We start from the raw sequence: 12,722 nt of genomic DNA on the forward strand, positions 1-12,722 counted from the left end.
GTGCGCGCAATCTATCAAAACGAAGTGGCCGAATGCGGCTACGCCTGTCTCGCGATGGTGTTATCGCATTTTGGTCGCGCAACCGAAGTTCGCGAGTTGCAAGCGCATAGGCCCATCTCCGCCAACGGGCTGACGTTGATGGACCTATACGATGTGGCGACCGAGTTCGGTCTGGCGGTGCAGCCGTACCAGTTCGACGCCTCCCACCTGACAGAGATCAAGCGGGGGGCAATCCTTCACTTTGGCGGGGCCCACTTTGTCGTCTTCGAAAAGCTGGGACGTGGTTATGTGCAGGTGATCGATCCGGCGAGCGGCCGGCGTCGCGTGTCGATGCAAACCTTCGTCAACAACGTTTCCGGCTACATGCTGGAATGCTCGCCGACGCCGGCCCTGCCGCGGCTGCGCGAACGGTCGCGCGTTCCGGCAGCGCTCGAGCGGGTGCGCTTGCTGAATCCGCAATTGCGGGCGCAGATCCTGAAGGTGATGTTCATCGCGCTCGGCAGCCAGAGCGCGATCCTCGCCATGCCCTATCTGGGCAACCTCGTGCTCGACAACGTCGTCGCCGCGGATAACCTGAATCTGCTGAATGTGCTCATCGTCACGTTCAGCGTGATTTTTATGGTGGGCGCCTTGAGTCAGTACACCCAGGGTTACCTGGTTGAACTGGCGCACGGACTTGTGCAGATGAACATGGCCGAAGGTCTGATGGCGCATCTTTTGCGTAATCCGCTTTCTTACTTTGAAAAGCGGCACGTTGGGGATCTTTTCGCGCGCATCAAGGCACAGGACGAAATCAGCGCTTTCTGTACGCGAACATTCATCTCGCTGGGCATCGATATATCCGTTGGCATGCTCGCGCTTGCATTGATGCTGATACAAAGCCGGCTGCTGACCGCGATCGCCGTCGGGCTTTTCCTGCTTTACGCCGCGATTTCTCTCTTGCTCTTTTCCCGCATGCGCGACACGCATGCGCTCGTGCTCGAAGAAACGGCGCGCTGCGATGACACGATCTTTGAGACCATACGGGCCGCCTCGCTCATCAAGCTATCGCAAGGCGAAGTGCGACGCACGGCCATGTTCATGGCGAAGTACCGCGCGTTTATTGCAGCAACGGTCCACAGCAGCCGGCTCTCCAGCGTACGCGATGCGATCCTGAAGCTCGTCAGCTATGTGGAAACGCTGGCCATTACGTGGTTTGCCGCACGGCTCATGCTGGGTGGTGTCATATCGGTAGGTGTTTTTTATTCTTTCCTGATTTACAAGTCGTTGCTCTCGGAGCGATTTGCACGCTCGATCAATGCGGCGTTTGAATACTTCATGCTCAGCGTGCCAGTGTCGCGGGTTGGCGATATCGTCGACTGCGAACCGGAGCGCTATACGCCCGCGAGCGATACTCTTAAAACGGTAGAGGTTCAGACCTTCCAGCAGATCGACGTGCGAGACGTCACGTTCCGCTATGGCATATCGGATCAGCCGGTGCTGATGCGTGCGAACATCACGATTCGCAAGGGCGACAAGATCGTCATTACCGGGCCGTCGGGCAGCGGCAAGTCCACGCTGTTCAAGTTGCTTGCCGCCGCTGAGCCGATTCAGGAGGGCGAAATCACGCTGAACGGCATTGCGTGGCCAAATCTCACGGTCGACGAGATTCGCCGGCATGCGGTGCACATGCGTCAAGGCGACCTCATCCTGCACGGTTCGATTGCAGACAATATTTCACTCTTCGCTGGCAGCGCGGATGAGGCGCGCATTCACGCGCTGCTCGACGAAGTTGGGCTACTCGCCGACGTCATGCGATTGCCGATGCGCACGCGGACCATCGTCAGCGACACTATTGCAAATATCTCTGCCGGTCAGCGGCAACGTCTCTTGTTGGCACGCGCGCTATATCAACAGCGCGAACTGTTACTGCTTGACGAACCGACCTCAAATCTCGACCCGGCGTCTGTACAGCGGGTTGTCGCGCTTTTGCAGCGGCTCAACCGGACCGTGGTCGTTATCACCCATGACATGTCGTTGGCAGCGGCCTTCGACACGTGCTACCGGCTGGTCGATGGCGAACTGCTGCGCGAAGTGCGCCAGCCGGAGACGTACCGAGGCGTGCTGAACGATCACGTGGTAGACCATGAATAGGCGGACGTTGTTGGCGGCGTCGATTGCCGCCATGGCAGCACTGTTGGGGCATGTTAACCCCGCTTGCGCGGTCGACCTGTTGTCGGTCGTCGAACAGGCTAGCGACCATGACGCGGACCTTGCCGCGATGCGTGCGGCTTCAAGAGCCGCGCAGCAGGCGGTGCCCAAGGCGCGGGCCGGTTTGCTGCCGCAGGTGGGCGGCGGCTGGGGGCGTGCCTATAACAGCACCGCAATCGACGGCTTGCCTCGCACCTCTTACTGGCAGAACGGGTGGACCGTCAGCTTGACGCAGCCAATCTTCGACTGGAGCCGTTGGACCACCTACCGGCAGGCCAGTTTTGTCGAAGCGCGCGGCGTAGTCGAAGTTGCGCGTGCGCAGCAAGTGCTGATTTTGCGAGCCGCGCGCGCGTATTTCGACGAACTGGCAGCAGAAGACGAAGTTGCCAGAGCGGTTGACTATAACGCGGCGCTCGACGCACATATGCATCAGTTGCAGCGCAGGCAGTCAGCGGGGGAGGCGACGGTGATCGACTTGCAGGAGGCAGAGGCCGGGACGGAGCAGGCACAACTGCAACTGGCGGATGCGCGTAACGATTTGCTGTTAAAGCGTATCGCTATTGAGCAACTCACTGGCCAACCGTTTTCGGCACTATCGCGACTGTCGGACGAAGCGAGATTGCCGCGTCTGGAGCCGGACAACGGTGAAGCATGGGCCGCGCAAGCGGAAGCGCACGATTACGCAGTGCAACTCAAGCAGATTGATCGGCGGATTGCCGAACTCGATGTAGAGAAGGCGCGTGCCGCCTATTATCCGACGGTTAATCTCACTGCTACGCATTCTCCAGCCGGGGCCGCGGCCGGCTACAGCGGACCAACCACGACTTCCACGGCGATGCTCTCGATCTCCATTCCGATCTTCGAAGGCGGCGAGACGGAAGCGAAGCTCGATGAATCGGCAGCGCTTGAGGATAAGGCACAAAACGAACTACTGTCGGCGACCCGTCAGGCGGGCGGGACCGCGCGCGAGAACTGCGCGCGATTTCTCGCGGGCGCGGCACGGATCGAATCGCTGTCGCGGCTCTTGCAGACATCTCGCGCCGCTGTTGCTGCTACGCAAATGGGTTATAGGGTTGGGAGCCGGACGAGTTCCGATGTGCTGCGGACCGTTGACGTTTTCTATGCGACCCGCCGCGATCTGATTCATGCGCGCTACGACATCCTGCTGGCGCTGTTGCAGTTGAAGGGCGTGACCGCTTCGCTGACAACAGACGAAGTGGCGCAGGTGAACTCGCTCTTATTGCCGGCTGACGTGCCGCAAGCTTCGCCGAGCGTACGTTGATTGTGCGCAAAACGAAAAAACCCGCGAAAGCCAAGGCTGTTCGCGGGTTGTTCGTACGGCTTGATGCTTGATACAGGTGTTCTGGTGGAGGCGGCGGGAATCGAACCCGCGTCCAGAAGCACTCTACGACCAGTTCTACATACTTAGTTCTGTCATTTGATTTAACCGCAGCGACGCGGACGAACACGCTGCACTACGGCGATTCACTAGATTTTCGACCCGGACGTCGTGACACCGCCAAGGCTTAACTGACGTATATGACCTCTGTCGGTATTGCTACCGGTCTTGCGACTCTAGCCCGTCAGTGAACTAGGCAGAGGACGGCGGCCCTTAGGCTGCCAGTGCGAACGTATCGTCGTTTGCAGTTACGTTTTTCCCATTGATTAACGAGGTGACGGGTCCTCGGTATGCCCTAGCCGCTTCGCAACCCCTGTCGAAACCAGGTCGCCCCCGCGGTTTGTTGCCCCAAAATTGCTGGGCCAAAGTAGATTTTACAATAGAATGACAGCCCTGTCCCGACTGTCTTTGGATCGGACAATGTTCCGGCGCCTTGGTCAGCTGATCTCTCGCAGCAGTTTTTGCAGTTCTGCCGTCGACCGGACCACGTGTTGGGCATGCCATTGGGTCGGAGGAATGTCGTTACCGCAGTAGCCGTATGCAGCCGCCACGGTCACCATACCTGCTGCGAAGCCCGCCTGGACGTCACGCAAGTCGTCGCCCACGTAGACGATCCGCTCCGGCGCGAGATCCAGTTCGCGCGCCGCGTGCAGCAACGGCGCTGGATGCGGTTTCGAGTGCGGCGTCGTATCGCCGCTCACCACGCATCCCGCACGCAGATCGAGTCCCAGCAACGCCACCAGCGGCTCCGTCAGGCGCGCAACCTTATTCGTCACGATGCCCCAGCGCACGCCGCGTGCATCCAGTTCGTCGAGTACGGCGTCGATGCCCTGGAAGAGGGTCGTTTCGATGCAAAGGTCAGCCTCGTAGTTGGCGAGAAATTCGTCGCGCATTGCCGCGTAATCGGGATGCTCCGGCCCTATGCCAAAAGCGCCGCCAATTAGCCCGCGGGCACCGGCCGATGCCAGCGGGCGCAGGTCGTCGAGCGGCACCATCTCGAGGCCGCGTTCGTGGCGCATCTTGTTGACGGCGGCGGCCAGATCGGGCGCTGTGTCGGCGAGTGTGCCGTCGAGGTCGAACAGGACCGCCTGGCAAAGGCCGATGGAGGCGTCTTCGTCTTCGCGTTGCGGCAGAGGAGTGGGGTCGCTCATGGATGCGTTCGTTGGAGTCGTTGCGCGTCAGGCGTCGCGGCGGCAGGCGAGCATATAGTTGATGCTCGTGTCGTCCGACAGCGCGAAATGCTTGCTGAGCGGGTTATATACGATGCCTTTGATGTCCGCGGTGTGCAGGTGCGCGGCGCGGACAAAGCCCGCCAGTTCCGACGGACGGATGAAGCGCGCGTAGTCGTGAGTGCCCTTGGGTAGCATCCGCGCAATGTATTCCGCGCCGATCACCGCAAACAGGTAGGACTTCACGTTCCGGTTGAGCGTCGAGAAGAACACCCAGCCGCCCGGTTTCACGAGCGTCTTGCAGGCAGCGACGATGGCCGCTGGTTCGGGTACGTGCTCGAGCATTTCCATGCAGGTCACGACGTCGTAGGTGCCGGGCTCGCGGGCCGCCAGGGCCTCGGCGGCGATTTCTTCGTAATCGACGGTTACACCGCTTTCAAGGCTGTGAAGATCTGCGACCCCGAGCGCCTGACTCGCGAGGTCGATTCCCTTCACGTGGGCACCCAATCCAGCCATCGATTCCGACAGAATGCCGCCGCCGCAACCGATGTCGAGTACCCGCTTGCCGGCAAGGCTTACATGGGTGTTGATCCAGCTCAGCCGGACCGGATTCAATTCGTGCAGCGGTTTGAATTCGGCGTTCGGGTCCCACCAGCGATGTGCGAGATCGCTGAATTTCTGAAGTTCGTGGGGATCGGCATTGGTCATGGCGGATACGGGCCTTGATGAGAGCGGGTGGGCGGGTGTCGAGGATAAAGCCTGAGTATATAGGCCGAGGCACAGGGCGGCAAAATGCCCGGGCAGGTCGGCCGCTCGACGCTGACCTGAGACCGAATCTGCCGTGGCCTGCGCAGATTCGACGCCTCAGACGCGTTTAGACATAAAAAAAGCCCCGCCGAGGCGGGGCTTTGATACTGCGGTAATTTGGAGCTTACTGCTTCGAAGTACCCACAACTTCGACTTCCACGCGACGATCCGGTGCGAGGCAGGCGATGAGAGCCTTGCGGTTCTTCTGGTTGCAGCCGGTCGTAACCGGGTTGCGCTTGCCCTTGCCTTCCGTATAGATACGGTTGGCTTCGATGCCCTTGCTGACCAGGTATGCCTTGACAGCTTGAGCACGACGCAGCGACAGGCGGTCGTTGTACTTGTCCGAACCGATACGGTCCGTGTAACCCGTTGCAACCACGACTTCGAGGTTCAGGCCACCGATCTTCGATGCGAGATCATCCAGCTTTTCCTTGCCGCCCGGCTTCAGGATAGCCTTGTCAAAGTCGAACAAAGCGTCAGCTTGGTACGTAATCTTCTGGCTCGAGATAACCGGAGCCGGTGCCGGCGGTGCCGGCGGGGTCGGTGCCTGAGCAACCAGCGCGCCATCGCACTTTGCGTTAGCGGTTGCCGGCGTCCAGAATGCATCGCGCCAGCAGAGTTCGTTCGTGCCGTTCATCCACACGTACTCGCCCGTGCCGTTCACCCAGTTGTCGTTCGTAGCTTGTCGCGACGCCGGCACCGACTGTGCCATTGCGGATGCAGCCACAACTGCGGTAGCTGCAATGAACGCGAGCTTTGAAAGTTTATTCATATTTCTCCTCTCGAAATTGAGATTACCGCAGGTTTACTGCGAGCTTGTTGACGATGACAAGTCATACATTGCTCGAAGTATAACATTGGTGCGGAACAAAAAACGCGCTGTGTAGACTTCGAGCAGTGTCTAACTCTTTGTGCGTTGGCATTTTGCCATATCGTTCCCTTCCCACGTAAAAAAATCTGCCCCCTTTCCATACCCCTGTCCGATTGTGGTGCGTCCGCAACAGGAGCTTTGGTGGAGAGCAGTCTGCCCCGCCAGTCATGCCTGCGAGCTGAATAGGGGCCAGCATAAATCGGACCTGCTCCTGCTTCGCGCCAGAAAGTTCCCTGATTTGTTAACGGATTTGCGCCCCGAGTTGTTCCCGCCTCTGCCGGGCTTTTCTTTGGAGCCTCTCTGGCGCCCCTGGCGCACTCCCCACTAATAGGTATACGTGCCCCGGTCGGGGATGGATGCCTCGCGTGTTAGAATCGCGTGATGCGTTGCGTCTGCAGCGCCTACGCGAAGGCATGGTCCCGCCATCGTCTTCGCACGTAAAAGATACGGATAATGGATCAATTCGCCAAAGAGACTCTGCCAATCTCCCTAGAGGAGGAAATGCGCCGTTCGTATCTCGATTACGCGATGAGCGTGATTGTAGGGCGTGCGCTTCCCGATGTTCGCGATGGCCTGAAGCCGGTACACCGGCGAGTGCTGTACGCGATGCACGAGCTGAACAACGACTGGAACCGAGCTTACAAGAAGTCGGCGCGTATTGTCGGCGACGTGATCGGTAAATATCACCCGCACGGCGACACGGCTGTCTACGACACGATTGTCCGGATGGCGCAGGACTTCTCCCTGCGCTATATGCTGGTGGACGGTCAGGGCAATTTCGGTTCGGTCGACGGCGACAACGCCGCGGCTATGCGTTACACCGAAATCCGCATGTCCAAGATCGGCCATGAGCTGCTCGCCGACATCGACAAGGAAACGGTCGATTTCACGCCGAACTACGACGGCAGCGAAAACGAGCCGGCCATCCTCCCGGCGCGCATCCCCAATCTGCTGATCAATGGCTCGTCCGGGATCGCGGTGGGGATGGCAACCAACATCCCGCCGCACAATCTGAACGAGATTGTCGACGCCTGTCAGCATCTGCTGAAGAATCCGGAAGCGAGCATCGACGAACTGATCGAGATCGTCCCGGCGCCCGACTTCCCGACGGCCGGCATTATCTACGGCGTCGCCGGCGTGCGCGACGGCTATCACACCGGTCGTGGCCGCGTCGTGATGCGCGCGCTCACGCATTTCGAGGAAATCGACCGCGGCCAGCGTATGTCGATCATCGTCGACGAGTTGCCGTACCAGGTGAACAAGCGCTCGCTGCTGGAGCGGATCGCCGAACTCGTCAACGAGAAGAAGCTGGAAGGCATCTCGGATATCCGCGACGAGTCGGACAAGAGCGGCATGCGGGTCGTGATCGAGCTGAAGCGCGGCGAAGTGCCTGAGGTCATCCTTAACAATCTGTATAAGGCGACCCAGCTTCAGGATACGTTCGGTATGAACATGGTCGCGCTGGTCGACGGCCAGCCGAAGCTGCTGAACCTGAAGGAAATGTTGAGCTGCTTCCTGTCGCACCGGCGGGAAGTGCTGACGCGCCGCACAGTATACGAACTGCGCAAGGCGCGCGAACGCGGTCACGTGCTGGAAGGCCTGGCGGTGGCGCTCGCCAACATCGACGATTTCATCGCGATCATCAAGGCCGCGCCGACTCCGCCGATCGCGAAGCAGGAATTGATGAACCGTCCGTGGGACTCATCTCTGGTTCGCGAAATGTTGGCGCGCGCCGAGACGGAAAACGCTTCGGCTGGTGGTCGGGAAGCGTATCGTCCTGAAGGACTGAACCCGGCGTTCGGCATGCAAGCAGACGGTCTCTACCGTCTGTCCGACACCCAGGCGCAGGAAATCTTGCAGATGCGTCTGCAACGCCTGACGGGTCTCGAGCAGGACAAGATCATCGGCGAGTACCGCGAAGTGATGGCCCAGATTGCCGACCTGCTCGACATCCTGGCGCGTCCGGAGCGCATTACGGCGATCATCGTCGACGAACTCACCTCGATCAAGGCCGAATTTGGCGATGCCCGCCGTTCGAAGATCGAACTGAACGCCACCGAGCTGAATACCGAAGACCTGATCACGCCGCAGGACATGGTCGTGACCATGTCGCATGCCGGTTATGTGAAATCGCAGCCGTTGTCGGAATATCGCGCCCAGAAGCGCGGAGGTCGCGGCAAACAGGCGACTTCCATGAAGGAAGACGACTGGATCGACACGCTCTTCATTGCCAACACGCACGACCACATCCTGTGCTTCTCGAACCGCGGCCGCGTCTACTGGGTCAAGGTCTACGAGGTGCCGCAGGGCTCGCGCAACTCGCGCGGCCGGCCGATCGTCAACATGTTCCCGCTGCAGGACGGCGAGAAGATCACGGTGGTGCTGCCGGTCAAGGAATTCTCGGCCGACAAATATGTGTTCATGGCCACCGCGTTAGGAACGGTAAAAAAGACGCCGCTAGAAGCCTTTAGTCGGCCGCTGCGCAAGGGTATTATTGCGGTCGGTCTCGACGATGGTGATTATCTGATCGGCGCCGCTATCACCGACGGTCAGCATGACGTCATGCTGTTCTCGGATTCGGGCAAGGCAGTGCGCTTCGACGAGAACGACGTGCGCCCGATGGGACGGGAAGCGCGTGGCGTTCGCGGCATGCAGCTTGACGATGGGCAGCAGGTGATTGCGCTGCTGGTCGCGGGCGACGAGCAGCAGTCAGTGCTCACTGCCACGGAAAACGGCTTCGGCAAACGTACACCGATCTCCGAGTACACCCGCCACGGGCGTGGTACGAAGGGGATGATCGCGATCCAGACGTCGGAACGCAATGGCAAGGTGGTGGCGGCGACGCTGGTGGATTCCGAAGCCCAGATCATGCTGATTACCAATACGGGCGTGCTGATCCGCACGCGCGTGTCGGAAATCCGTGAAATGGGCCGCGCAACCCAAGGTGTTACACTCATCAGTCTTGATGAAGGAACGAAGCTTTCCGGTTTGCAGCAGGTTGCTGAGGCCGAAGCTGATGTGGAAGGTGACGCCGAAGGTCCCGCTGACGGTGACGAAGGCGGTGAAGAGGGCGGAGCAGCCTGATTCGCACCGGCAATCATGTACAGGGTGAACGCTGCGGGGACGCAGACTGGCGCATCGGGCCGATGCGCAGTCCACGCAGCATGCAGTTCGACTAATTTCTCTTAGGGAGTAATGATGCAAATAGGATTCAAACAGTTGATGTTGCTGGCTGCTTTCGTGCCGACCTTTGCAATGGCGCAGGCGCTTCAAAGTCAAACGCCGGCTCCGGCAGACAACAGCACCGCTGCTGCAGCTCCGGTTGATCCGGCCAAGCAGGCTGCCATCAAGGATCTGCTGGACGCGATCGACGCGCAAAAGCTCGTCGGCGCAATCGGTAACAGCGCGCAAATGCAAGCGAAGCAACTGGTTCCCGCTATCCTGTCGGACGCTTTGAGCGAAAACAAGACGATGTCGGACAAGCAGAAGCAGGCTTCCGTCCCGACGCTGCAGAAGAATGCTGTGCCGAAGCTGGTTGACTCGGCAGGGCAGGTCTTCGCAACGGATTCGTTCCGTCAGGACGCAATGCAAGCTCAGTACGACGCTTACGCGAAGTACTACACGACGTCGGAAATCAAAGATCTGACGGCGTTCTACAAGAGCCCGACGGGCCGCAAGTTCATCCAGGTTCAAGACCAGGTTGGCCGCGACGTCGTGAACGGTCTGATGCAGAAGTACATGCCGCAATCGATCAAGGCAACGCGCGCTCAAGCCGATTCGGAAGTTGCTTCGGTCAAGCCGCCGGTTACCAAGTAAGCAGGTCGCTCGGGCTTAGCGGGTTTGTTGATACCGCTGGCGCTCGCGTCGCTATCCGAAGAGTAACCGGCTTGCCACAGGGCGCCTCACGGCGCCGGGTTTTGGCGGCTGGGTTTGGCGGGGTAGCGGCGTCAATGCGATAATGGCCGTTTGCGCACACGCGCAGACGGCCATTTTCTTTTCAGGCGCGAATTTTCACGGTTTGCTCACCGCGCGCCTGCTTCAGGGATTTCACGATGCGCGTCTTTAATTTCTCGGCCGGACCTGCGGCCATGCCCGAAGAAGTGCTGCGTCACGCAGCCGACGAGATGCTCGACTGGCATGGCAGCGGCATGAGCGTGATGGAAATGAGCCATCGCGGCAAAGAGTTCATGTCGATCCACGAGGAAGCGCTAACCGACCTGCGCGAGTTGCTGGACGTGCCGGCGAGCCATCGTATCCTGTTCCTGCAGGGCGGCGGGCTGGGCGAAAACGCCATCGTGCCGATGAACCTGTTCGGCTCGAAGCCGCGCGCGGATTTCGTGGTGACGGGCTCGTGGTCGCAGAAGTCGCTGAAGGAAGCGCAGAAGTACGGCACCGTGCATGTCGCCGCGAGCGGCGAGACGGCTGACGGCTTTACCCGTGCTCCGGCGTACGCCGAATGGCAATTGTCTGACGATCCGGCCTACGTCCATCTGTGCACGAACGAGACGATTCACGGCGTCGAACGGTTTGAGATTCCCGACCTGGGCGATATCCCGCTGGTCGCCGACGCGTCGTCGCATATCCTGTCGCGTCCCATGGACATCGCCAAATATGGCGTATTGTTTGGCGGGGCGCAGAAGAATATCGGCATGGCTGGCGTCACCGTGGTGATCGTGCGCGAAGACATGCTTGACCGGGCAATGAGCATTTGCCCGTCGGCGTTCGAGTGGAAAACCGTCGCCGCCAACAATTCCATGTACAACACGCCGCCCACCTATGCGATCTACGTCGCCGGGCTGGTGTTCAAGTGGTTGAAAAAGCAGGGCGGCCTCGCCGCCATGGAAGCGCGCAATATCGAGAAGTCGAAGCTCCTCTACGACACCATCGATGCCAGCTCCTTCTATCTGAACAAGGTTGAACGCGCTTCGCGCTCGCGGATGAACGTACCGTTCTTTCTCGCGGACGAAACGCGTAACGAAGATTTCCTGGCCGGCGCGAAAGCGCGCGGGCTAGTGCAGCTGAAGGGCCACAAGTCCGTCGGCGGCATGCGGGCGTCGATTTACAACGCGGTGCCGCTCGAAGGCGTCAAAGCGCTAGTCGAGTACATGAAGGAATTCGAACAGCGTAGCGCTTGAGCCGAAGCTCAGGTGCGCGCATCCCTTCACGCAGTTTTCCGGCAGAGCCGTTTTACGCATGGACGACGAACTTAATACACGACTCAAACCGCTGCGCGAGCGCATCGATGCGCTCGACGCGCAACTGATCGCCCTGCTCAACCAGCGGGCGGCGGTGGCGCTCGAAGTCGGCGAGGTCAAGAAGCATTTCAATGCACCGGTGTTCCGGCCGGAGCGCGAGCAGCAGGTCATCGCGCGTCTGCAGGACATGAGCGACGGGCCGCTTGCCAGCGAGCACATCAGCGCCATCTGGCGCGAGATCATGGCGGCGAGCCGCGATCTCGAGAAAACCATCAAGGCCGCTTATCTCGGGCCGGTGGGCACCTATAGCGAACAGGCTATGCACGAGTACTTCGGTCAGTCGATCGAGGGGGTGCCGTGTCCATCGATTGACGAAGTGTTTCGCTCGGTCGAGGCAGGTGCCGCCGAATTCGGCGTCGTGCCGATCGAGAATTCGACCGAAGGCGCGGTGTCGCGCACGCTCGACCTGCTGTTGCAAACGCAATTGCTGATCGGCGGCGAACTCGCTTTGCCGATCCATCACAATCTTCTGACGTTAAACGGTGACCTGACCGGCGTGACGCGCGTGTGCGCGCATCCGCAGGCGCTCGCGCAATGCCAGGGTTGGCTCGCGTCGAATGCGCCGCATCTGGAGCGTCAGGCGGTGTCGAGCAACGCCGAAGGAGCGCGGCTCGCTGCTGACGATCCGAGCGTTGCGGCTATCGCCGGAGATCGCGCGGCGACGCGCTACGGCCTGCAGGTCGTACACGCACTGATTCAGGACGATCCGCACAACCGCACCCGCTTCGTGATGATCGGCAAAGAGCCGACCGGCGTGAGCGGCAGCGACCGGACCTCGCTGATCGTTTCGGTCGCCAATGAGCCAGGGGCGATGTTCAAACTGCTGGAGCCGCTGGCCCGTCACGGTGTTTCGATGACGCGCTTCGAGTCGAGGCCGGCGCGTGTCGGCACGTGGGAGTACTACTTCTACATCGACGTCGAAGGTCATCGCGACGATGCTCCGGTTGCCGCAGCCCTTGCCGAGCTAGGCGAGATGGCCGAATTCCTGAAGATTCTCGGCTCGTACCCGCAAGCGCGTTGAGATCCAGGCC

Annotated in this window: 9 protein-coding genes and 1 other RNA gene; 6 read left to right on the plus strand and 4 right to left on the minus strand. The window is 60.1% G+C overall.

All coding sequences use genetic code 11. The features are described from left to right. Positions 1-2,133: a peptidase domain-containing ABC transporter gene (locus P3T20_RS11890; RefSeq protein WP_429286965.1), complete on the plus strand. Its 2,133-nt coding sequence runs from the start codon at positions 1-3 to the stop codon at positions 2,131-2,133. Then, the gene (locus P3T20_RS11895) at positions 2,126-3,472 is read left to right on the plus strand and encodes a TolC family outer membrane protein (protein ID WP_429286966.1); all 1,347 of its coding nucleotides are present in this window, start codon (positions 2,126-2,128) and stop codon (positions 3,470-3,472) included. Before P3T20_RS11890 ends, P3T20_RS11895 begins: the two co-directional genes overlap by 8 nt. Before the next feature lie 82 nt (positions 3,473-3,554). Here the strand turns inward: P3T20_RS11895 and ssrA are convergent. The 4 genes from ssrA to ompA form a co-directional block, all read right to left on the minus strand. Further along, positions 3,555-3,924: a transfer-messenger RNA gene (gene ssrA / locus P3T20_RS11900) on the minus strand. A 102-nt stretch (positions 3,925-4,026) separates the two neighbouring features. Continuing rightward, a complete protein-coding gene (locus tag P3T20_RS11905) occupies positions 4,027-4,740 on the minus strand; it encodes an HAD family hydrolase (RefSeq protein ID WP_074263714.1) in 714 nt (237 codons plus the stop codon). A gap of 27 nt (positions 4,741-4,767) precedes the next feature. Then, positions 4,768-5,466 (minus strand): bifunctional 2-polyprenyl-6-hydroxyphenol methylase/3-demethylubiquinol 3-O-methyltransferase UbiG, encoded by a 699-nt coding sequence (ubiG, locus tag P3T20_RS11910; protein ID WP_429286967.1) that lies wholly within the window; start codon positions 5,464-5,466, stop codon positions 4,768-4,770. Positions 5,467-5,689: 223 nt separating this feature from the next. Next, the gene (gene ompA, locus P3T20_RS11915) at positions 5,690-6,337 is read right to left on the minus strand and encodes an outer membrane protein OmpA (RefSeq protein WP_074263716.1); all 648 of its coding nucleotides are present in this window, start codon (positions 6,335-6,337) and stop codon (positions 5,690-5,692) included. A gap of 552 nt (positions 6,338-6,889) precedes the next feature. Here ompA and gyrA point away from each other — a divergent pair. The 4 genes from gyrA to pheA all read left to right on the plus strand — a co-directional run bounded on the left by gyrA (position 6,890) and on the right by pheA (position 12,712). Continuing rightward, positions 6,890-9,520, plus strand: a complete 2,631-nt coding sequence (gyrA, locus tag P3T20_RS11920; RefSeq protein WP_429286968.1) for a DNA gyrase subunit A — start codon at positions 6,890-6,892, stop codon at positions 9,518-9,520. 114 nt (positions 9,521-9,634) lie between these two features. Further along, positions 9,635-10,252 (plus strand): DUF2059 domain-containing protein, encoded by a 618-nt coding sequence (locus tag P3T20_RS11925; protein WP_074263718.1) that lies wholly within the window; start codon positions 9,635-9,637, stop codon positions 10,250-10,252. Between the two features lie 236 nt (positions 10,253-10,488). Beyond that, positions 10,489-11,571, plus strand: coding sequence for a 3-phosphoserine/phosphohydroxythreonine transaminase (gene serC / locus P3T20_RS11930; protein WP_074263719.1), 1,083 nt, complete (start codon positions 10,489-10,491; stop codon positions 11,569-11,571). Positions 11,572-11,629: 58 nt separating this feature from the next. Beyond that, entirely contained in the window at positions 11,630-12,712 is a 1,083-nt protein-coding gene (pheA, locus tag P3T20_RS11935; RefSeq protein WP_074263720.1) for a prephenate dehydratase, read from the plus strand. The last annotated feature ends 10 nt before the right edge of the window (positions 12,713-12,722 follow it).

It is taken from the genome of Paraburkholderia sp. GAS206C (assembly GCF_050435645.1).
Lineage (GTDB): Bacteria > Pseudomonadota > Gammaproteobacteria > Burkholderiales > Burkholderiaceae > Paraburkholderia > Paraburkholderia phenazinium_B.